Annotated in this window: 16 protein-coding genes and 1 pseudogene; 11 read left to right on the top strand and 6 right to left on the bottom strand. The window is 75.0% G+C overall.

Annotated features, from left to right (window positions below):
- Window positions 1-50 precede the first annotated feature (50 nt).
- The 5 genes and pseudogenes from AB0637_RS10575 to AB0637_RS10555 all read left to right on the top strand — a co-directional run bounded on the left by AB0637_RS10575 (window position 51) and on the right by AB0637_RS10555 (window position 6,159).
- A complete protein-coding gene (locus tag AB0637_RS10575) occupies window positions 51-950 on the top strand; it encodes a hypothetical protein (protein WP_366172009.1) in 900 nt (299 codons plus the stop codon).
- Between the two features lie 74 nt (window positions 951-1,024).
- Entirely contained in the window at window positions 1,025-1,603 is a 579-nt protein-coding gene (locus AB0637_RS10570) for a TerD family protein (protein WP_366172008.1), read from the top strand.
- Between the two features lie 8 nt (window positions 1,604-1,611).
- Entirely contained in the window at window positions 1,612-2,820 is a 1,209-nt protein-coding gene (locus tag AB0637_RS10565) for an HpcH/HpaI aldolase/citrate lyase family protein (protein ID WP_366172007.1), read from the top strand.
- 20 nt (window positions 2,821-2,840) lie between these two features.
- Window positions 2,841-5,344 (top strand): annotated as a pseudogene (locus AB0637_RS10560) (phosphoribosyltransferase).
- Window positions 5,341-6,159 (top strand): HAD family hydrolase, encoded by an 819-nt coding sequence (locus AB0637_RS10555; protein WP_366172006.1) that lies wholly within the window; start codon window positions 5,341-5,343, stop codon window positions 6,157-6,159. Before AB0637_RS10560 ends, AB0637_RS10555 begins: the two are co-directional and overlap by 4 nt.
- A 2-nt stretch (window positions 6,160-6,161) precedes the next feature.
- Here the strand turns inward: AB0637_RS10555 and AB0637_RS10550 are convergent, their stop codons facing one another.
- From AB0637_RS10550 to AB0637_RS10540, 3 genes are read right to left on the bottom strand one after another with little or no spacing between them, the layout of a single operon-like run.
- Window positions 6,162-6,677, bottom strand: a complete 516-nt coding sequence (locus AB0637_RS10550) for a hypothetical protein (RefSeq protein ID WP_366172005.1) — start codon at window positions 6,675-6,677, stop codon at window positions 6,162-6,164.
- Between the two features lie 49 nt (window positions 6,678-6,726).
- On the bottom strand, window positions 6,727-7,470 hold the full coding sequence (locus AB0637_RS10545; protein ID WP_366172004.1) for an alpha/beta hydrolase: 744 nt from the start codon (window positions 7,468-7,470) through the stop codon (window positions 6,727-6,729).
- On the bottom strand, window positions 7,467-8,495 hold the full coding sequence (locus tag AB0637_RS10540; RefSeq protein ID WP_366172161.1) for a PLP-dependent cysteine synthase family protein: 1,029 nt from the start codon (window positions 8,493-8,495) through the stop codon (window positions 7,467-7,469). The genes AB0637_RS10545 and AB0637_RS10540 overlap by 4 nt, the downstream gene beginning before the upstream one ends.
- 137 nt (window positions 8,496-8,632) lie before the next feature.
- Here AB0637_RS10540 and AB0637_RS10535 point away from each other — a divergent pair, with 137 nt between their 5' ends.
- Together AB0637_RS10535 and AB0637_RS10530 are read left to right on the top strand one after the other, a co-directional pair.
- Window positions 8,633-9,148: a hypothetical protein gene (locus AB0637_RS10535; RefSeq protein ID WP_366172002.1), complete on the top strand. Its 516-nt coding sequence runs from the start codon at window positions 8,633-8,635 to the stop codon at window positions 9,146-9,148.
- A complete protein-coding gene (locus AB0637_RS10530) occupies window positions 9,145-9,702 on the top strand; it encodes a hypothetical protein (RefSeq protein WP_366172001.1) in 558 nt (185 codons plus the stop codon). Before AB0637_RS10535 ends, AB0637_RS10530 begins: the two co-directional genes overlap by 4 nt.
- 80 nt (window positions 9,703-9,782) lie before the next feature.
- Here the strand turns inward: AB0637_RS10530 and AB0637_RS10525 are convergent, their stop codons facing one another.
- A complete protein-coding gene (locus AB0637_RS10525; RefSeq protein ID WP_366172000.1) occupies window positions 9,783-11,411 on the bottom strand; it encodes a glycoside hydrolase family 13 protein in 1,629 nt (542 codons plus the stop codon).
- Between the two features lie 83 nt (window positions 11,412-11,494).
- Between AB0637_RS10525 and AB0637_RS10520 the strand changes: the two genes are divergently transcribed.
- Window positions 11,495-12,709, top strand: coding sequence for an ROK family protein (locus AB0637_RS10520; protein WP_366171999.1), 1,215 nt, complete (start codon window positions 11,495-11,497; stop codon window positions 12,707-12,709).
- A gap of 5 nt (window positions 12,710-12,714) precedes the next feature.
- Here AB0637_RS10520 and panB read toward each other — a convergent pair whose 3' ends face one another.
- Window positions 12,715-13,542 carry a 3-methyl-2-oxobutanoate hydroxymethyltransferase gene (gene panB, locus AB0637_RS10515; protein ID WP_366171998.1) on the bottom strand — a complete coding sequence of 276 codons (828 nt, stop codon included), beginning with the start codon at window positions 13,540-13,542 and terminating at the stop codon, window positions 12,715-12,717.
- 1 nt (window position 13,543) lies between these two features.
- A complete protein-coding gene (locus AB0637_RS10510; protein WP_366171997.1) occupies window positions 13,544-15,313 on the bottom strand; it encodes an NAD+ synthase in 1,770 nt (589 codons plus the stop codon).
- Between the two features lie 271 nt (window positions 15,314-15,584).
- Here AB0637_RS10510 and AB0637_RS10505 point away from each other — a divergent pair, with 271 nt between their 5' ends.
- The 3 genes from AB0637_RS10505 (at window position 15,585) to AB0637_RS10495 (ending at window position 21,327) form a co-directional block, all read left to right on the top strand.
- Window positions 15,585-16,538: a hypothetical protein gene (locus AB0637_RS10505; protein WP_366171996.1), complete on the top strand. Its 954-nt coding sequence runs from the start codon at window positions 15,585-15,587 to the stop codon at window positions 16,536-16,538.
- A gap of 258 nt (window positions 16,539-16,796) precedes the next feature.
- The gene (locus tag AB0637_RS10500) at window positions 16,797-18,140 is read left to right on the top strand and encodes a glutamine synthetase family protein (RefSeq protein ID WP_366171995.1); all 1,344 of its coding nucleotides are present in this window, start codon (window positions 16,797-16,799) and stop codon (window positions 18,138-18,140) included.
- A 49-nt stretch (window positions 18,141-18,189) separates the two neighbouring features.
- A complete protein-coding gene (locus AB0637_RS10495; protein ID WP_366171994.1) occupies window positions 18,190-21,327 on the top strand; it encodes a bifunctional [glutamine synthetase] adenylyltransferase/[glutamine synthetase]-adenylyl-L-tyrosine phosphorylase in 3,138 nt (1,045 codons plus the stop codon).
- Window positions 21,328-21,335: the final 8 nt, after the last annotated feature.

Genomic DNA, 21,335 nt, shown 5'->3' with positions numbered 1-21,335 from the left:
GGTTGGGCGCGGGAGCGGGGGAGGACGGCGGAGCGGGACCAGGAGGCACGGTGGGCGGGACGCACGGGCGGCCGGACGAGGCGGTGCACAACTTCCTCGGGCATCCCGTTCCGCGGCGGAGCACGCGCACCTTCGCCGACCACCTGAACCCCACCCGCCGCCCGACCCCCGCCCCCACGCCGGCGGTCGCACCCCGTCCGGCGCCGGTTCCGCGCCCCGAACCCCGGCCCGAACCCCGGCCCGAACCCCGGCCCGAACCCCGGCCCGAACCCCGGCCCGAACCCCGGCCCCAACCCCGGCCCGTGGCCCCGCCGCCGGACGCCGTCGTGGGCCAGGCCCGGGCCAGCGAACGCCGCGTCGTCCTCGACGACGAACGCCCGAGCCTCACGGTCCCGGCCGCCGAGCGGGGCTCGGGTGCCCTTCGCTTCACGTTGCAGTGGGAGCAGCAGGTCACGTCCACGGGGTTGCACCGTTCGTCCGACGTCCACCTGGGGTGCTTCTGGGAGACGCGCGACCGTCACTCGGGTGCGTTGCAGTCCCTGGGTGAACTGCTCGCGGCCCCCGGGTTCGGCGCACGGCAGGTCCTGCGCCTGGGGGCGCGCAGCGAACAGGCCGGCGAGGAGGTCCTCGCCGACGCCGCGCACCTGGACCTGCTGCGCCGGATGGTCTTCTACGTGTACGCGCAGGGACCCACGGCGCCCGACTGGGGGGCGCTGGCGCCGCGCCTGACGATCACCCGTCGCGGCGCCGGCACGGTCCAGCTGTGGGCGCAGGACGCTCCCGCCGGAGCCCGGACGTGCGCCCTGGCCTCCATCCACGACGTGGCCGGCGACCTCGTCCTGCGCCGTGAGAACGAGTTCTTCGCGGGCACCACGCGCGAGGTCGCGCTGGCCTACGGTTTCGACGACCTCGACTGGAACGCCGAGGGCACCGTGCCCCGCCCGTCCTGACCCGGAACGACCCGGAACGAGCCGGACCGACCCGCACGACCCCCGAACCACCCCGAAGCACCGGAGGAACCACCATGGCCGTCAGCCTCACCAAGGGTCAGACGCTGTCGCTGACCAAGTCCGGCGGCGGCGCGCTCACCCGCGTCTTCATGGGCCTGGGCTGGGACGCCGTGGCGAAGGGCCTGTTCCGCAAGAAGTCCGTCGACGTCGACCTCGACGCGAGCGTCCTGCTCTTCGACGGCCGCGGCAAGCTCGTCGACGAGGTGTGGTTCCAGCACCTGCGCAGCAAGGACGGGTCGGTCGTCCACAGCGGCGACAACCTCACGGGAGAGGGCGACGGCGACGACGAGGTGGTCCACCTCGACCTGCCGGCCGTGCCCGCCGCCGTGCAGACCCTCGTGTTCACCGTCTCCAGCTTCACGGGCCAGAACTTCCGCCAGGTGCAGAACGCGGTGTGCCGCCTCGTCGACGCGGCCGGCCCCACCGAGGTCGAGCTGGCGCGCTACGAACTGTCCGAGGCCGGTCCGCACACCGCGCTCGTCATGGCCAAGCTGACGCGCGAGGGTTCGGGCTGGGCCATGACCGCCATCGGCGCCCCGGCCGAGGGCCGGCACGTCCGCGAACTGCGCGACGCCGTCGCGTCCCACCTCTGAGCCACGGCGTGCGCCACTTCGCCACCCTCGACGGGGAGCAGACGCAGCGGTTGTTCCTGCACCCGCCGCAGCCGGTCGACGTCACGGCCGGCCGGGACGAGCTCGCCGTCACCCTCGGCGCGACGCTGTACTGCCCGGCGACCCGCGAACGGCTCGCCGGTGACCTCCTGCAGCTCGCGCGCCGGGGGGTCCTGTCGGCCGTGGCCTGCCTGGAGGACTCCGTCCCGGACGACAAGGTCGCCCAGGCCGAGGAGATCCTCGTGCGGGAGCTGGCCGGACTGGCCCGCACCCCGGAGTGGGCGGACGGGCAGCCGCTCATGCTCTTCCTGCGCGCCCGCACGCCCCGTCAGCTCCTCGACGTCGTCGACCGCGCCGGCGTCGGGCTGGACTGCCTGCTCGGCTTCGTCGTCCCCAAGTTCGGCGGCGCCGGGCAACCCGACCCCACGGAGTGGCTCGAGGCCGTCGCGACGGCCTCCGAGCGCGCGGGGCGCCGGCTGTGGGCGATGCCCGTCCTGGAGAGCCGGGACGTCGCGCACCTCGACACCCGGCACGAGGCCCTCTTCCGCATCCGCGCGGTGCTCGACGCCCACCGCGACGTCGTCCTCGCCGTCCGGACCGGCGCGACGGACCTGTCGTCGGCCTACGGGCTGCGGCGCCCGCGCGGGTCGACCGTCTGGGACGTGCGCGTCGTCGCCGACGTCCTCGGCGACGTCATCAACGTCCTCGGGCGCGCCGACGGCAGCGGGTACCCCATCACCGCGCCGGTCTGGGAGCACTTCAGCTCCGGGGAGCGCGTCTTCCGCACGTCGCTGGCGGCGAGCCCCTTCGCCGAGGGCGCCGAGGAGCTGCGCGAGCAGCTCATCGCCGACGACCTCGACGGCCTCGTCCGCGAGCTCGTCCTGGACCAGGTCAACGGCCTGCAGGGCAAGACCGTCATCCACCCCTCGCACGTCGCCGTCGTGCACGCCATGTCCGTCGTCACGCACGAGGACTTCTGCGACGCCACCGACATCGTGGCCCAGTCCGGCGGCGGGGCGATGGCCTCCGCGTACCGGAACAAGATGAACGAGGCCGGCCCGCACCGGGCGTGGGCCGAGCGGGTCCTGCTGCGGGCGCGCGCCTTCGGCGTCGTCCGCGAGGACGTCACCTACGCCCACGTCCTGCAGGCCCAGGACGAGGTGTGGCGCCGGGTCCGTGCCGGCGGGCCGCGCCCGTGACGACCACCCCGCGGGACTGGGTGGGGCACCGGCTCGGCGTGCGGGTCGAGGGCCCGCCCGGGGTCGACGGTCTCGACGTGCACGACCTGCTGGGGCTGGCGCTGCGGCGCAACCCCCGTCGCGCCCACCTCCTCGTGAGCACCGTGCTGGGCAAGCACGTCCCCACCGACCCGCGTCTCGTGCGCGCCGCCGGGCTGCGCCTCGGGGCGCGGGTCGCGGTCGCTCTGGGAGGCCCCGACGCCCCCGGCGTGCCGACGGCGACGTGGCGGGAAGCACTGGCCGGAGACGCGCAGGCCGCCCGCGCGGTCCTGGCCGGTTCCCGAGGGACCGCCCGCCGGCCCGACGCCGTGGTCCTCGGGTACGCCGAGACCGCGACCGGCCTCGGGCACGCCGTGGCCCAGGCCCTCGGGGCGGCGGGGCTGCACTCGACCCGCCGGGACGTGCCCGGGGCCGTGGACTGGGCCGGGTTCGAGGAGGAGCACTCCCACGCGACCGGGCACCGGCTGCTGCCGACCGACCCCGCCGTCCGCGCCCGCCTCGCCGACCCCGCCGCGCCCGTCGTGCTCGTGGACGACGAGCTGTCGACGGGACGCACGGTGGCCAACACGCTGCGCGCCGTCCACGCCCTCGTCCCGCACGGGCACTACGTCGTCGCCGGTCTCGTCGACCTGCGCTCGGCCGCGGACCGGAACCGGATGGACGCCCTCGCCGTCGAGCTCGGCGCCCGGATCGACGTCGTCGCCCTCGCCGCCGGCGGCGTCACGCTGCCCGCCGGCGTCCTGGACCGCGGCGCCGAACTCGCCGCGGGCGTCGACCCCGTCACTCCGCAGGGACGCCCGGTGCCCGACGTCACCTCCGTGCCGCTCGACCTGCCCGCGGGGCTGCCGACGACGGCCCGGTTCGGGACGCCTCCCGGGCACGAGGACGCCCTCGACGCCCACCTCGTCGTCGACGGCGTCCTCGACGGGCTGCTCGCTGCGCTGCCCGCCGGCGGGGACGTCCTCGTGCTCGGCACCGAGGAACTGCTGCACGCACCCCTCGCCGTCGCGACGGCGCTCGCGGACCGGGGGAACGGCCGGGTCCGGTCCTCCTCCACGACGCGCTCGCCCGTCCTCGCCGTCGACGACCCCGGGTACGCCGTCCGCAGTTCCGTCGCGTTCGCCTCCCACGACCCGGCCCAGGACGGACCGGGGATCCGCTACGCGCACAACGTGGCCCGGCCCGGCGGCTGGGACGCGGTCGTGCTCGTCGTCGACGGCGCCTCGGACCCGGCCGCGCTGCACGCCCCCGACGGCGTGCTGGCTGCGCTCGCCCCGTGCACCGACCGACTGCTGCTGCTCACCCTGCCCGCCGACACCTGGAGTGACCCCGCGTGAACCTCCCGACCCCGCTGTCCGGGCCCCGGTTCGGCAGTTACCGGCCGGACGAGGTGAGCTGGTTGCTCACCGACCTGTCCGACGTCGAGCTGGAGGCCCCCGCCGAGGAGCGCGAGGAGGCCATCCAGAGCGGCGGCGCGCACTACGCCGAGTCGCTGCCGGTGGAGTACCAGCCCAGCGAGGAGTACCAGCGGCTGTTCCTCGACGCCCTGGGGCGCGGCGCGCGCCGCGTCGCGCTCGGGGTGGCCGTCGTCGCCGAACTCCTGCGCGCCGAGCGGGGCCCGGACCTCGTGCTCGCCTCCCTGGCCCGCGCCGGGACCCCCGTGGGGATCCTGTTGCGGCGCTGGGCGTCCCGGCAGGGGCTGCACTGGCCGCACGTCGCGGTGTCCATCGTGCGGGGCAAGGGGATCGACGAGGTGGCGCTGCGCTGGGCGGCCGCCCACCACGACCCGTCGACGGTCGTGTTCGTCGACGGCTGGACGGGCAAGGGCGCGATCGTCCGGGAACTGTCCGCCGCGCTGGCGGCGCTGGGCGTGGGGTTCAGCGACGACCTCGCCGTGCTGGCCGACCCGGGGCGGTGCGTGCGGACGTTCGGCACCCGCGAGGACTACCTCGTCCCGTCCGCGTGCCTGAACTCCACGGTCTCCGGACTCGTGTCGCGCACGGTCCTCAACGAGCGGCTCCTGCGGCCCGGGCAGTTCCACGGCGCGAAGTTCTACGCCGAACTCGCGCCCGTCGACCTGTCCGGCCGGTTCCTCGACGAGGTGACCGCCTGCTTCGACGACGTGGCCGGCGAGGTGCCCGCCGCGGTCGAGGCCGTGCGCGCCGGGGACCGGCAGGCGTCCTTCACCGGCTGGGCCGAGGTGGAACGCGTCAGCGAGCACTACGGCATCGGGGACGTGAACCTCGTCAAACCCGGGGTGGGGGAGACGACCCGCGTCCTGCTGCGTCGCGTCCCGTGGCGCGTCCTCGTGCGGCCGGAGGCGGAACTGTCGCACCCCGACGACCTCGCCCACGTGCGGTTGCTCGCCGACCAGCGCGGGGTGCTCGTCGAGGAGGTGCCAGGGTTGTCGTACTCGGCCATCGGCCTCATCCACCCGCGGTACACCCGCGGGGCGACGGGGGCCGACGGGCGGGCGGTGTCGTGACCGGACTGCTGGCGGCGAGCGACCTGGACCAGACGCTCGTGTTCTCCTCGCGGTCGGCCCAGGCCGACGTCGCGGACCTCGTGCCCGTCGAGGAGTACCGCGGCGGGACGATCTCGTGGGTGACCCCGGGGGCGTGGGCGACGCTCGCGGACCTCGTCGCGTCGGGGGGTTTCGTGCCCGTCACCACCCGGACCGTGGAGCAGTACCAGCGGATCCGCTGGCCGGAAGGACCGCCGCGGTACGCGGTGTGCGCCAACGGAGGTGTCGTCCTCGTCGACGGCGTCCCCGACCCCGGGTGGGACGCCGCGGTGCGTGGGCGGCTGGCCGGGTGCGCACCGGTGGCCGACGTCGTCACCGCGCTGGGGCGGCTCGCGGCCGAACTGGTCACGGTCGTCCCCGGGTCGGAGGACCCGGCCGTGCGCGAGGTCCCGGGGTTGTTCGGGTACGTCGTGCTGCGCGACAGGCAGCGCGCCGCGCTCGAGGGACCCCGGCTCGGCGAGCTCACGGCCCGCCTCGACGCGTGGGGTTTCACGGTGTCCCTTCAGGGCCGCAAGCTCTACGCCGTCCCGCGTCCCCTGACGAAGTCCGCGGCCGTCGCCGAGGTCGTCTCCCGCTGCGGTGCCGAGGGTTTCGTCGCCGCCGGGGACTCCCTGCTCGACGTCGACCTGCTCGTCGCGGCCCGCGCGGCCCGCCGGCCGCGGCACGGGGAACTCCTGCGGACCGGGTGGGAGCACCCTGGCGTCGGACTCACGGAGTCGGTGGGGGCGGCGGCGGGAGAGGAGATCGCCCGCTGGCTGCTGGCCGCCACCAGCTGACGTCACGGTGCCGGGGTGCGGCGCAGCACGAACGCGGCGGCCGCCATCCCCAGGAACCCCAGCGCCCACCGGACCCCGGGTCCGCCGGGCGGGTGCAGCAGGGCCTCCGCCACCGCGCCGGACGGGACGACGAGCCGGGCGAGCAGCCCCACGGGCCCCGGCCGGTGCAGCAGCGTCCCGACGAACCCCAGGGGGGCGCAGCAGACCAGGGCGACCGCCCACCAGAACGCGATCCGCGGGGCGTACGCCGCCAGCGGCAGGTCGTGCAGGACCGCGGCGACGACGTAGAAGGCGGACAAGCCCACCGTGCCGCCGAGCCAGCCGGCGACGACCGCCCGGCGCGGGGTGCCGACGACGGCACCGGCGGCCACGGCGAGACCGGCCCAGGCCGTCCCGGCGTTCAGCAGGGCTCCCGCGAACCGGACGGGGGCCGCGGACCCGCTGTCCAGCAGGGCGTTCAGGGCCCCGAAGCCGGCGGCCGCGAACAGCACGAGGAGCAGGCGCCGGGAGGGACTCACCCGCCGACCGTAGGTGGGGGCGGGGTCCGCACCGGCCGCCTGCGCCGGATCACCCGGGGGTGCGCGTCAGACCTCCACGGGCGTCGAGGTGCTCCAGGACGGACAGGTGGCCCGCACCGGGGACGGTCACGAGCTCGGCGGCCGGGACGAGGCGGGCGAGCCGGTGGGCGTGCCCGACCGGCACCATGCGGTCGGCCTCGCCGTGGACGATCCGCACCGGGACCGCCACCGTGGAGGGGTCGAAACCCCAGTCCCCGGCGTGGGCGCGTTCGTCGTCGTCGAACCCGGGCGACCCGGACGCCTCGGCGACGACCGTCTCGAACCAGTGCCAGGGTCCGGCGAGGGCGGCCCAGTCCTCGGCGGTGAAGGGGACCTCGTCCCCGGTGTCCGGGGTCTCCAGCGGTTCCCCGGGGCTGAGCCCGGACAGGCACAGGGCCTGCTGGATCCGGTCGGGGAGCAGGGCGCCGCAGGCCAGGGCGTGCGAGGCGCCGCCGGAGTGCCCGACCGTGCGGCAGGTGGCGATCCCGAGGTGGTCCAGGACGGCGCGCACGTCGGCCGCGACGTCCGCGACCGTGCGCCCGGGCAGGCGGGTGGAGCGGCCGTAGCCCGGGCGGTCGACGCCGATCCAACGGTCGCCGTCGGTGCGCCACGGGCCCGGTGGTTCCCCCGTGTTCGGGCTGCCCCCGTGCCAGAGCACGACGTCCGCGCCCCGCGGACCGGTGTCGTGGATCCCCAGGACCCGGCCGTCCGGCAGGGCGAGTTCGGTGCGGCGCACGTCGTCCGTCGAGGTCACGGGAACAAGGGTTCCACCGCACGGCGGCCGGCGTCGAGGTCGAACCCCTTGGCGAGCAGCCACTCGTCGGACCAGTACGTGTCGAGGTAGCGGTCGCCGTCGTCGCACACGAGCGTCACGACCGAGCCCGCGCGGCCCGCGTCGCGCATCCGGTGCACCAGGCGCAGCGCGAGGCACAGGTTCGTCCCCGTCGAGGCGCCCGCGCGGATCCCGCTGCGCTCGTACAGCATCCGCATCGCGGCCACGGACTCGTCGTCCGGCACGGTGGCCACCTCGTCGATGACGGAGGGGACGAAGGACGGTTCCACGCGGGGCCGGCCGATCCCCTCGACGCGCGATCCGCGGGCCGTCACCGCCCGCGAGCCGGTCCGCCACGCCGGCGCGAACGCCGACCCCTCCGGGTCGGCCACGGCGAGCTTCGTCGGGAGCTTGGCGTACCGGCAGTACCGCCCGATCGTCGCGCTCGTCCCGCCCGTGCCGGCCCCGACGACGATCCACTCCGGGACGGGGTGCGGTTCGAGGGCGAGCTGCTCGAAGATCGAGCAGGCGATGTTGTTGTTGCCCCGCCAGTCCGTCACGGTCGAGGCCATCGCGAACTGGTCGAGGTAGAAGAACCCCGGCTGCGCCCCGAGCTCCTCGGCAGCGGCGTAGACGTGACCCGGGTCCTCCACGAGGTGCAGCCGCCCGCCCTCGCGGCGGATGAGGTCGAGCTTCGCCGTCGACGTCGTGGCCGGGACGACGGCGACGAACTCCAGGCCGAGCAACCGCGCGAAGTACGCCTCCGACACCGCGGTCGACCCACTCGAGGCCTCGACGAGGGTCGTGCCCGGGCCGATGTCGCCGTTGCTGAGGCCGAAGAGGAACAACGAGCGCGCCAGCCGGTGCTTGAGGGACCCGGTGGGGTGCGTCGACTCGTCCTTGAGGTACAGTCGGACGCCCCAGTCCGCGGGCAGGTCGAGGACCCGCAGGTGGGTGTCGGCGCTGCGGTTGGCGTCCGCCTCGACGATGCGGACGGCGGCGTGCACCCAGTCGCGGTCACCGGCCGTGGGGAGGTCGGATCCGGGACCGGGAGTGACGGGCGGAGTGACGGGCGCTGGGCTCACCGGAGGACGGTACCGGCGAACCGGCACCCGGGAAGATCACCGGACGCCACGATGGTCCTGTGCCCGAACCGTCCGCCCCTCCCGTCCCTCCCCACCGATCCGCGACGCTCCTGGCCACCGGCGCCCTGATCGGGGCAGCCCTGCCGGTCGTCCTGCTCGTCGTCGACCTCGTCCCGGTGTTCACCGAGACCTACGAGGACTTCGACCTCCCCGGGTTCACGCCGCCGGGGCGGACGGAACGGCTGGCCCAGGCGGTGACGACGACGGCGTGGTCACCCGCCCTGCTGACCTCGGTGTTCGGGCTCGCGGTCCTCGCCGTGCTCGTGGTCGCGGGACGACGGGTGCCGGCGGTGCTGCGTGTCCTCGGTGCGGTCGTCGCCGCCGCCGTCGTGGCGCTGGCCGCCGTCGCCGCTGTCGGGACCGCCGTCGGGGCACGCTCCGGGTTCGGGGCCGGACTGGGTCTGGACCCCTCCTCGGCGGTCCAGGACGCCCCGACGATCGGTCCCCTCCTGGCCGTCACGGTCTTCGCCGCCCTGGCCGGGGTGGCCCTGCTCGGCCGGACGAGGGCGTCGTGAGGCCCCTGCCCTGGGCGCTCCTCGTCGCGACGGCCGCCCCCGTCGGGGTCGTCCTCGTCGCCGCAGCCCGAGTCCTGCGGGGTGACCTCGACGCCACCTACGGCTCGGGTCCGGAGCCCGGGGCGATCACCGCCGGTCCTGTCCTGGTGGACCGGCTGGGCTGGCTGACGTACGCCGTCGGCTGGGACTGGGCGCTCGCCGCGGCGACCCTCGGATGCGTCCTGCTCGCCGCCTGCCGCTGGGCCCCCGGCCCGTGGCGGGTCACCGGGCCGGCACGGGGTGCTTCCGCAGTCGTGGCCGGGGTGTCGGGCCTCGTGGGCCTCGCCGCTGCGGCGGTCGTCCTCGTCGTCACCTGCGCGCCGCTCACACCCCTCCAGACCCAGCTGTCGGCTCCACGGGAACCGGAGCCGGGCACGATGGTCGCGACCATCGTGAGCCTCGGCACCCCGTTCAGCGACGCAGCTGTTCCCGCCGTCCTCGGGGGGACTGCGCTGGTGGCCGCGTGGTTCCTGACCCGGCGGGGAGCGGAGCCCCACCGCGTCGGAGGTTCGTGATGCCGCCCGGCCGCCGCGCTGGTCCTTGCGCGGCGGCCGCGTGGGTGCTGTCCCGCCGCGAGGGCTGACAGCGCCTGGGCTCAGGCGGTCGCCTCGACCCAGACCGTCGTGTCCGCCGGAACCCGGCCGTCGGTGAGCTCACCGCTGGCCAGCACGACCCGGCCCGCGGGCAGGTCGACCGGCTCGTCGCCGAAGTTCGTCAGGCACGTCCAGCCGCCGGGACGGGTGAAGGCCACGACGTGGGCGGGGGTCTCGAGCCACTCCAGGTCCTCGGCGCCCTGCAGGCGGCGCCGGGTGGCGAGAGCCTGCGGGTACAGCTCGAGCGTAGAGCCCTCGACACCGTCCTGCCGGTCCGCCGCGACGTCGGCGAACCACGACGGCTGCGGCAGGTGCGCGCCGCCGGGGCCGAAACCGTACGACGGTCCCGCCGCCGTCCACGGCACCGGGACGCGGCAGCCGTCGCGGCCCTTCTGCTCCCCGCCGGAGCGCAGCCACGTCGGGTCCTGCAGGTCGGCCGCGGGGATGTCCGCGACCTCGGCCAGCCCGAGTTCCTCACCCTGGTAGAGGTACGTGCTGCCGGGCAGGGCGAGGATGAACGTCGTCGCGGCCCGCGCGCGGCGCAGCCCACCGACGGTGTCGGGTTCGGGGTCCTCGCCGTCGGAGAGCAGCCACGCGTTCTGGTCGGCACCGGCCGGCAGCGCGTAGCGGCTGGCGTGCCGGACGACGTCGTGGTTGGACAGCACCCACGTCGAGGAACTGCCGGCCTCGCGGGCGAACGCGAGGTTCTCGGTGACGGTCGTCCGGAACGCGGTGGCGTCGAAGTCCGCCTGCAGCAGGTCGAAGTTGAACGCCTGGCCCAGCCCCTCGGGGGAGGCGTAGCGGGCGCGACGGTGGGCGGGCACCCAGGCCTCGGCGACGGCCGTGCGCGGCGGGTCGTACTCGTCGAACAGCTTGCGCCACTCGACGTAGACGTCGTGCACCTCGTCGCGGTCGAAGAAGCGGTGGGCCCCGTCGACGAGGTCGGCGAGTTCGGCCTGGGTCGGCAGGGGTTCGGAGAGGTCCTTCGCCAGGGAGTTCGCGACGTCGATGCGGAACCCGTCGACCCCGCGGTCGGCCCAGAACCGCAGGGTGCGCAGGTGGTCCTCGCGCACGTCGGGGTGGTTCCAGTTCCAGTCCGGCTGCTCGGGGGCGAACAGGTGCAGGTACCACTCGCCGTCGCCGACGGGTTCCCACGTCGACCCGCCGAACATCGCCGTCCAGTCCGAGGGCGGCAGTTCGCCGTGCTCGCCACGGCCGTGCCGGAACACGTAGCGCTCCCGCTCGGGGGACCCGGGCCCCGCGGCGAGCGCCTGCTGGAACCACACGTGCCGGTTCGAGGAGTGGTTGGGGACGATGTCGACGACGAGCTTGATGCCCGCGGCGTGCAGGGCGGCGACCATCTCGTCGAACTGCTCGAGGGTCCCGATCTTGGGGTCGACGTCGCGGTGGTCGTCGACGTCGTACCCGCCGTCGGCCAGGGCCGAGGGGTAGAAGGGGCTGAGCCAGACGGCGTCGACGCCGAGGGCCGCGAGGTGCGGCACGCGCGAGGTGATGCCGGGCAGGTCGCCGATCCCGTCACCGTTCGAGTCGGCGAAGCTGCGCGGGTAGACCTGGTAGACGACGGCCTGGCGCCACCAGTCGCGGTCCAGGCGGTCGGGGGGCTGGGTCAACGGGATCTCCGGTGATCGTGGGTGGAGGGTCTAGATTCAGGCCCTGAATCAAGTGTGTGTGAGAGCGGTGGGAGGGTCAAGGGGTGACACGGGACGGGGCGGTGACGCGCGAGGCCTCGGTGACGCGGCGGCTGCGGGACGACAACGCCCTCGCCGTCCTGCACCACGTCTGGGACCTGCCCGGCACGGCGGGGGACGGTTCCGGCGGTGTGACGGGCTCGGACCTCATGGCGGCCACGGGTCTGTCGCGGGCGACGGTGCACGACGTCTGCGACGAGCTCATCGACCGTGGCTGGCTGCGGGAGCTGGCGAACGGGCGGTCCGCCGAGGGGTACGTGAAGGGGCGGCCGGCGCGCCGCTACGCCTTCGACGCGCTCGCCGGCGTCGTCGTCGGGGTCGACGCCGGTCAGCACCGGATCTCCGCCCGCGTCGCCGACCTGCGGGGACAGGCTCTCGCCGACGTGGCCGTCCGCGTCGACCACGACCCGGACCGCACCCCCGTCGCCGACCGTGTGGAGGCCGTCGTGCGGACGGTGGAGGCCGCGGTGCAGGAGGCCACGGGGAGCGCCCGTGGTCCCGGGGTCCTGGCGGTCGCGGTGGGCGTGCCGGCCCCCGTCGGCCCGTCGGGCACCACCGAGTTCAGCGGGAACCCGTACTGGGAGTTCGCGAACCCCGACCTGGCCGGTGCGCTGGCCCGCCGCCACGGGTGGCGGGTCCTCGCCGACAACGACGCGAACCTCGCCGCGCTCGCCGAGAGCTGGCAGGGCAGCGGCACCGGCGTCCGCCACCAGGTGACGCTGCTCGCCGGGGAGCGGATCGGCGCCGGCGTCGTCGAGGACGGCCGGTTGCTGCGGGGCGCGCGCGGTGGGGTCGGGGAGATGCGCTACCTCGACCTCGTCGAGGGCGTCGGGTCCTCCGACGGTCTGGGGAAGGTGCTGCGCGACCTGCGGCGCGCCGCGGGCGGGACGGGCGCGGCCGAGGACGTCGTCGCGGCCGCCGACGCGGGGGAGGAACTCGCGGGTGCGCTGCTGGACACCGCCGCCGAGCGGCTCACGCGCGTCGTCGTCACCCTCGTCAGCCTCTTCGACCCCGACCGGGTCGTGGTGGCCGGCGGGGTGGCCTCGGCCACCGGGTTCGTCGAGCGGGTCAACGCCGGGCTGCCCCGGTTCCTCGACCCGCCCCGGCCGCCCGTCGTGGCCTCGACGCTCGGGCGGGACGTCGTCGTCCTGGGGGCGTTGCGCCGGGCGCTGGACGAGGTGCGCGCCGACGCGCTCGCGCTGTCCCCGGGCCGGGCCTGAGGCCGTCAGAACGAGTGCTCGTCCCCCGGGAAGGAACCGTCGCGGACCTCGGAGGCGTACGTCCGCGCCGCGTCGGCGAGCGTCGAGCGGACGTCGGCGAACTTCTTGACGAACCGGCCCGTGCGCTCGCTCAGACCCGCGAAGTCCTGCCACACGAGCACCTGCGCGTCGCAGTCGGCGCCCGCCCCGATCCCGACGGTGGGGATCGCGAGCGTCGACGTCACCTGCCGGGCGACGTCGGCCGGGACCATCTCCAGGACGACCGAGAACGCGCCCGCCTCGGCGACGGCCTTCGCGTCCGCGACCACCTGCGCCGCAGCATCTCCGCGGCCCTGCACGCGGTACCCGCCGAGGGCGTGCTCGGCCTGCGGGGTGAACCCCACGTGCCCCATGACGGGGATGCCGGCGGCGACCACGGCCCGGATGCGGGAGGCGCGCGCGACCCCGCCCTCGAGCTTCACGGCGTGCGCGCCGCCCTCCTTCATGAGCCGGACCGCGGAGTGCACGGCCTGTTCGTCGGAGGCCTCGTAGGACCCGAACACGAGGTCGGCGACGACGAGGGCGTGCGGTGCGCCGGCGACGACGGCGCGGACCAGCGGCACCATGTGGTCGAGGGTGACGGGCACCGTCGTCGGCATGCCGAAGACGGTGTTCGCGGCGGAGTCCCCGACCAGCAGCGCGGGGATCCCCGCCTCGTCGAACACGGCGGCCGTCATGGCGTCGTAGCTCGTGAGCATCGCCCACCGCTCGCCCGCGTCCTTCCACTGCTGCAGGTGGTGGACGCGGGTGCGCCGCCGGTTCGCGGGCGTGGGCTCCTCGGTCGCGTACGCCACGTCAGCCCTCCGTGACGGGGGAGTCGGTCTTCACGTCGACGGGCGGGGCCAGGGAGTCCGACGCCTGCGGTTCGCGCCACCGGTTCGTGATGGGCAACCGGCGGTCGCGGCCGAACGCCTTGAAGGAGATCTTCGGGCCCGGCGCGAACTGCCGGCGCTTCCACTCCGCGCGGTCGACGAGGGTCAGGACGGAGTCGACGAGCGTGCCGTCGAAACCCGCCTCCAGCATCTCGGCGCGGCCCCGGTCGCCTTCGACGTAGTCCTCGAGGATCGCGTCGAGGACTTCGTACGGGGGCAGGGAGTCCTGGTCGGTCTGGTCCGGGCGCAACTCCGCCGACGGCGGTTTGCTGATGGTGTTCTCGGGGATCGGCGGCTGTTCCCCGCGGCGCACGGCCTCGGCGTTGCGCCAGCGGGACAGGTCCCACACGAGGGTCTTGGGGACGTCCTTCAGCGGGGCGTACCCGCCGACCGAGTCGCCGTACAACGTCGAGTACCCGACGGCGAGCTCGCTCTTGTTGCTCGTCGCCAGGGTGAGGTGGCCCTCCTGGTTCGCCAGGCCCATGAGCGTCGTCCCGCGCACGCGGGCCTGCAGGTTCTCCTCCGCGACACCGCGCAGCGGCACCGTCGCGAGGAACGCGTCGACCATCGGGGCGATCGCGTACTGCCGGTACTCGAAACCGCAGCGCGTCGCGAGCTCCTCGGCGTCGTCCTTGGAGTGCTGGCTGGAGTAGCCCGAGGGCAGCGAGATGCCGACGACGTTCTCGGGGCCGATCGCGTCGCAGGCCAGGCTCGCGACGAGGGCGGAGTCGATCCCGCCGGAGACGGCGATGACGACGGAGCGGAACCCGTTCTTGCGCACGTAGTCCCGCAACCCCAGGACGATCGCGGCGTGGACGTCGGCGACGTCCGGCAGGGGTTCGTGGACCTCGCTGGCCCGCGCGGTGAACGCCGGGACGGGCTCCTCGGAGACGGTGATCCGCTGCACGCCCTCCTCCCAGCCGGGGGTGCGCGCCGCGGGTAGGTCGAGGTCGGTGACGACGAGGGCCTCGCGGAACTGCGGCCCGCGCGAGAGGACCGTCCCGTCCTGGCCGACGACGAGGGAGTCGCCGTCGAAGACGAGTTCGTCCTGCCCGCCGACGGCGTTGACGTAGGCGATGGGGCACCCGGCCTCCGCGGCGCGGCGCGCGACGAGTTCGAGGCGGACGTCGTCCTTGTTGCGCTCGTAGGGGGAGCCGTTGATGACGGCGAGCAACCCGGCCCCGGCCTCGTCGGCCGTCTGCACCGGCCCGCCGTCCTGCCACAGGTCCTCGCAGATCGCGATGGCCACGTCCACCCCGCGCACGCGCGCCACCAGCAGGTCGTCGCCCGGGGTGAAGATGCGGTACTCGTCGAAGACGCCGTAGTTCGGCAGGTGGTGCTTGGCGTACCGCCCGACGACGCGCCCGCCGTGCAGGACCGCCGCGCAGTTCTGCGGTCGCCCCCGCCCCTCGTGCTGGTCGACGTAGCCCACGACCACGGCGACGTCGCCGTTCCCGTCGTCCGCGATCTCCGCCGCCAGCCGCCCCACCGCCTGCCGCGAGGCCGCCACGAACGAGCGCCGCAGCGCCAGGTCCTCCACCGGGTACCCCGTCACCGCCGTCTCGGGGAAGAGCACCAGGTGCGCCTCGTCCGCCGCCGCCCGCGCCGTCCACTCGCGGATCGCCGCCACGTTCCCGTCGAGGTCGCCGACGGTCGTGTCGATCTGGGCCATGGCCACGCGCAGCTGGGGCATGGGGTCAGCGTAGTGAGCGGCCGGCAGGGGGCCCGGGGCGGTGCGGGGCCCCACCCCGGTCCCACGCCCGGCCCCACGCCCGGCCCCACGCCCGGCCCCACGCCCGGCCCCACGCCCGGTCCCGTTGCCGCACCCACGGCCGGTCCGACACTCGTGCGGGCCGGGGCCACGGGTGTCGACCCGGGCTCCACAGACGCGCACGAGCCTCGGCTGTCCACAGGGACGCGCGGCGAGCGCCTGGACGACCTGGGATCCGGTCGACGCTGGCGCCGTGCTCACCCTCCCCGACACCGTCCGCCACGCCGCGCACGACCAGCAGGGACTCGTCACCCGCCAGCAGTTGTACGACGCGGGTGTCACCAGTGGTCAGACTCGGTGGGCCGTCCAACGCGATTGGCGGCTGGTCCACCGGAACGTCTTCAGCCTCACCACGGGGCGTCTCGACCCGGCGCAGCAGCTGCTCGCGGCGCAGCTGTTCGCCGGTCCGGACGCACACCTCGCCTCGTTGTCGGCGGCCCGGTGGTTCGGCCTGACCTCGGCGCCGGACGACGGCGTCCGACGCTTCCTGGTGCCGTGGCGCTGTGCCGCCAGGAACGCCCCCGGAGTCGCTGTTCGACGGACCCGGCGGATGGAGACCCGGCCGTGGTTCCGGGGCGCTCTCACCCTCACGTCGCCGGCACGAGCGGTGGTCGACGCGGCACGGCTCCTGCGGGGTGACGACGTGCGGGCGTTGGTGTTCGAGGCGGTACAACGTCGGATCGTCCGCCTCGAGCAGCTGGTCGAGGAGGTGGAGGCCGGTGCCATCCGCGGGTCGGCCGGTGTCCGGGCGGCCGTCGACGAGGTGGCAGGAGGGGCGTGGTCGTTGCCGGAGAGCGAGCTCGCCGACCTCTTCGCGACGAGCCGCGTGCTTCCCACGCCGCTCGTCAACCCCGTGCTCACCGCGCCGGATGGATCGGCGCTGCCCAGCCCGGACGCCCTCTTCGTCCGCGCCGTCCTCGCGGTGCAGGTCCACTCCCGCAAGCACCACCTCTTCGAGGACGACTGGGAGCGGACCCTGCGGGCCGACACAGCCCTCGGCGAGGCCGGCATCCCCGTGCTGGCCTTCTCGCCCCACACCATCCGGACGGAGGGGCGACGCGTCCTGAGATCCGTCGAGCGTGCGTACCTCGCCAGGGAGGGTGTCGTCCCGCCGTCGGGGGTGACGTGGACGCGTCGACCGACGTGACGGCCCCACCGCAGCCCGTCCTGCGGTGCCTGCGCTCATGGGACCGGGCGTGGGAACGGCGCCGAGGTCGCTCCAGCGACCGGCTCGCCGGTCCCACGGCTGTTCCCGCGTGGGACCGGGCATGGGACCGGGCGTGGGACCGGGCGTGGGACCGGGCGCGGCGGGGCGGCGGGGGTGCGGGGAGGTGGGGGCGGTGATGCGCGATGATGACCGGGACGGCCGCCGGCGCCCGGCGGAGGGACGACGGGAAGGGTGGACATGGACCGCCAGCAGGAGTTCGTGCTGCGGACGCTGGAGGAGCGGGACATCCGCTTCGTCCGGCTCTGGTTCACCGACGTCATCGGGACGTTGAAGTCCGTGGCGATCGCGCCGGCGGAGCTCGAGGGCGCCTTCGGGGAGGGCATCGGCTTCGACGGGTCGGCCATCGAAGGCCTGTCCCGCGTGTCGGAGTCGGACATGCTGCTGAAGCCGGAGCCGTCGACGTTCCAGGTCCTGCCGTGGCGCAACACCGACGAGCACCAGGGCACGGCGCGCATCTTCTGCGACATCCTCACCCCGGACGGGCAGCCGGCGCGGTCGGACCCGCGGTTCGTCCTCAAGCGCGCGCTCGACAAGGCCGCGCAGGCGGGCTACACGTTCTACACGCACCCCGAGATCGAGTTCTACCTCTTCAAGGGGCCGCTGGAGCGGGGCGCGACACCCGAACCGGTCGACTACGTCGGTTACTTCGACAACCACCCCGGCAGCACGACGACGGACTTCCGCCGCACGGCCATCTCCACCCTGGAGAGCATGGGCATCTCGGTGGAGTTCAGCCACCACGAGGGCGGACCGGGCCAGAACGAGATCGACCTGCGCTACGCCGACGCACTGACGACCGCGGACAACATCATGACGTTCCGCACGGTCCTCAAGGAGGTCGCGCGCGACCAGGGCGTCTACGCCAGCTTCATGCCCAAACCCCTGGCGGGGGAGCCGGGTTCGGGCATGCACACGCACCTGTCCCTCTTCGACGGCGACGCCAACGCGTTCTACGAGGCGGGGGCGGAGTACCAGCTCTCCCGCACCGGCCGGCAGTTCATCGCCGGGGTGCTGCGGCACGCCGCGGAGATCACCGCCGTCACGAACCAGTTCGTCAACTCCTACAAGCGGTTGTGGGCCGGCGGCGAGGCGCCCAGCTACATCTGCTGGGGCCACAACAACCGCTCCGCGCTCGTCCGCGTCCCCATGTACAAGCCGTCCAAGGGGCAGTCGGTGCGCATCGAGTACCGGGCGCTGGACTCCGCGGCGAACCCGTACCTGGCGTTCGCGCTGCTGCTGTCGGCGGGCCTGAAGGGCATCGAGGAGGGCTACGACCTGCCCGACGGCGCCGAGGACGACGTCTGGTCGCTCACCGACTCCGAGCGCCGCTCGATGGGCATCGAACCGCTGCCCCAGAGCCTGGAGCACGCCATCGCCGTCATGGAGAAGTCCGAACTCGTCGCCGAGACCCTCGGCGAGGGCGTCTTCGACTACTTCCTGCGCAACAAGCGCCAGGAGTGGGCGGACTACCGCGCCCAGGTGACGCCGTTCGAGCTCCAGCGGTACCTGCCGCTGCTGTGACCGCAGCGGGAACGCGCAGGGGGTCGACGAGCAGGAGGTCGTGGTGGCCGTGAGCACCCAGGGGCGCCGCGCGAGCGCGACCGCCCAGCTGGTCCGGGCCGGGTTCGCCGACCCGGACCGCTCGCTGCGGCTCCTGCGCGACCCCGCCCTGCACGGGGTCGTGCGCGCCGAGGGCGACGCGGAGCTGACCGACGGCACGGCAGCGCTCGTGCGGGCCCTGGGCCGGACGGCCGACCCCGACCAGGCGCTGCTCGGCCTCGTCCGCTGGGCCGAGTCCCTCACCGCCGGGCTGGACCGCGAGTCCTCGCCCGGCGACGTGGAGGGCGTCGCGGCCGCGCTGAACCTGCTGCGCGGCGGGGACGTCGCGGAGGTCGTCGGCACCCTCGCGCGGCTGCTCGGCGTCCTCGGCGGGTCGATGGCGCTCGCCGACCACCTCGTGCGCCACCCGCGGCACTGGACCGTCCTCGCCTCCGCCGTCCCGCCGGACCCGGCCGAGCTGCGCGCCGAACTCCTCGTCGCCGTCGGCGCCGACCCCGACGCGCCCGACCCCGTCGCGACGCAGGGCCGGTCCGGGCGCTCGCCCGATGACGCGCTGCGGGTCGCCTACCGCCGCCGCCTCGTCGGCCTCGCCGGTCGCGACCTCGCCGCCGCCGACCCCCTCGCCGTCCTGCACCTCACCTCCGCCGAACTCGCCGACCTCGCCGCCGCCGCGCTCGAGGCGGCCCTGGCGATCGCGCGGTCGGAACTTCCCGACCACGACCCGGCGACGGGTCCGGGGTCGTGGCGGGCGTGCCGGCTCGCCGTCATCGGCATGGGCAAGACCGGCGGCCGCGAGCTGAACTACCTCTCCGACGTCGACGTCGTCTACGTCGCCGAACCCGGCCGGGGGGCCGCCGAGGACGACGCACTGGCCGTGGGGACCAAGCTCGCCGCTGCACTGCAGCGCATCTGCTCGGCCCCGACCGGCGAGGGCTCCCTCTGGGAGGTCGACGCGGCGCTGCGCCCGGAGGGCAAGTCCGGCCCGCTCGTGCGGACCCTCGACAGCCACCTGCAGTACTACCGCCGCTGGGCCAAGACGTGGGAGTTCCAGGCCCTGCTCAAGGCCCGCCCCGTCGCGGGGGACCCCCAGCTCGGCTGGGACTACCTGACGTCCATCGCGCCCATGGTGTGGGAGGCGAGCGCCCGGGAGGGGTTCGTCGCCGAGGTCCAGGCCATGCGCCGGCGCGTGGAGTCCCTCATCCCCTCCAAGGAGGCCGACCGCCAGCTCAAGCTCGGCGTCGGCGGCCTGCGCGACGTCGAGTTCAGCATCCAGCTGCTGCAGATGGTCCACGGCCGCAGCGACGAACGGTTGCGGCGCACCGCCAACACGCTCGAGGCGCTGGAGGCGCTCGCCGCCTACGGGTACGTCGGGCGCAGCGACGCGGGGGAGCTCGACCGCGACTACCGGCTGCTGCGGTCCCTGGAGCACCGCATCCAGGTGCACCGCATGCGCCGCACCCACGTGCTGCCGACGTCGGAGAACGACCTGCGTCGCCTCGGCCGCTCACTGGGTCTGCGCAAGGACCCCGTCGCGGCGCTCGACGAGGTCTGGCGCGGCACCCGGCGCGACGTGCGCCGCCTGCACGAGAAGTTGTTCTACCGACCGCTGCTGACCGCCGTCGCCAAGCTGCCCGCCGCGGACGCCCGCATCGACGCCGCGTTGTCGGCCGAGGCCGCACGCGAACGGCTGGCCGCACTGGGCTACCGTGACCCCGCCGGCGCCCTGCGCCACCTCGAGGCGCTCACGGGAGGTGTCAGCCGCCGCGCGAGCATCCAGCGCACGCTGCTGCCCGTCATGCTCGGCTGGTTCGCCGACGGCGCGGACCCCGACGCCGGCCTGCTCGCCTTCCGGCAGGTGTCCGAGGCGCTCGCGGGCACCCAGTGGTACCTGACGATGCTGCGCGACGCGGGGGCCGCGGCGGAACGGCTGGCTTCCGTCCTGTCCGCGGCGCGGATGCCGACGGAACTGCTGCTGCGCTCACCCGAGGCCGTGTCCGTCTTCGCCGACGACGAACGCCTGGCCCCCGAGGACGTCGACGAGGTCATCGCCGACGCCGAGGCGGCCGCGGCACGCCGTGACGACCTCGCCGCCGCGGTCCTGGCCGCCCGGGGGGTGCGCCGGCGCGAGCAGTTCCGCACCGTCGTCGCCGACCTCGTGGGGGTCCGCGACCTCGCCGGGGTGGGGCGGGCCCTCGCCGACGCCGACCAGGCCGTCCTCGACGTCGTCCTGCGCCGCGTCGTGGCCGACGTCGAACGCCGCACGGGGGCGCCGCTGCCCACGCGGGTCCTCGTCGTCGGCATGGGCCGGCTCGGGGCGGGGGAGACGGGGTACGGCAGCGACGCCGACGTGCTGTTCGTCCACGACCCGCTGCCCGGCGCCGACGAGACCCACGCCCAGCAGGCCGCGACGGAGGTCGTGGGGGAGCTGCGCCGCCAGCTCGGGGCGGCCGGTCCCGAACCGGCGCTCGAGGTCGACGCGGACCTGCGCCCGGAGGGTCGCAACGGTCCGCTCGTGCGGTCGCTGGCCAGCTACCGCGCGTACTACGAGCGGTGGTCGCTGTCGTGGGAGGCGCAGGCGCTGCTGCGGGCCCGGCCCGTCGCCGGGGATGCCGACCTCGGGGAGCGGTTCCTGGCCCTCGTGGACCCGTTGCGCTGGCCTGCAGGGGGTCTGGCGGAGGCGGACCTGCGCGAGGTGCGACGCATCAAGGCCCGGGTGGAGGCTGAACGGCTGCCGCGCGGGGCCGACCCGGCCCGTCACCTCAAGCTCGGTCGCGGGGCGATCTCCGACGTGGAGTGGACGGCGCAGCTGCTGCAGCTGCAGCACGCCGCCGAGCACGAGGGCCTGCGGTCGCTGTCCACCCCCAGCGTGCTGCGGGCGGCGGCCAGCGCTGGCCTGCTCGCCGAGGAGGACGCGCAGACGCTGCTCACGGCGTGGGACCTGGCCTCCCGGGCCCGCAACGCCGTGGCCCTGTGGCGCGGCAAGTCCGGGGACTCCCTGCCCACCCAGGCCCGTGACCTCGACGGGGTGGCGCGCATGTTCGGCTTCGAACCCGGCAGCTCACGGGAGTTCGAGGAGCTGTACCTGCGCACCACCCGCCGCTGCCGCGCCGTCGTCGAGCGCGTCTTCTACGGCCGGACCGAGGAGTAGTCCTCGCC

The organism is Kineococcus sp. NPDC059986 (assembly GCF_040702905.1).
Taxonomy (GTDB): Bacteria; Actinomycetota; Actinomycetes; order Actinomycetales; family Kineococcaceae; genus Kineococcus.
Note: the sequence above shows the minus strand (reverse complement) of the source record. Positions and strands in the feature narration are given on the sequence as shown.

Coding starts and splice junctions, on each gene's coding strand:
- AB0637_RS10570 (WP_366172008.1), top strand. CDS start 1,025: ATGGCCGTCAGCCTCACCAAGGGTCAGACGCTGTCGCTGACCAAGTCC.
- AB0637_RS10510 (WP_366171997.1), bottom strand. CDS start 15,313: ATGCCCCAGCTGCGCGTGGCCATGGCCCAGATCGACACGACCGTCGGC.
- AB0637_RS10500 (WP_366171995.1), top strand. CDS start 16,797: ATGGACCGCCAGCAGGAGTTCGTGCTGCGGACGCTGGAGGAGCGGGAC.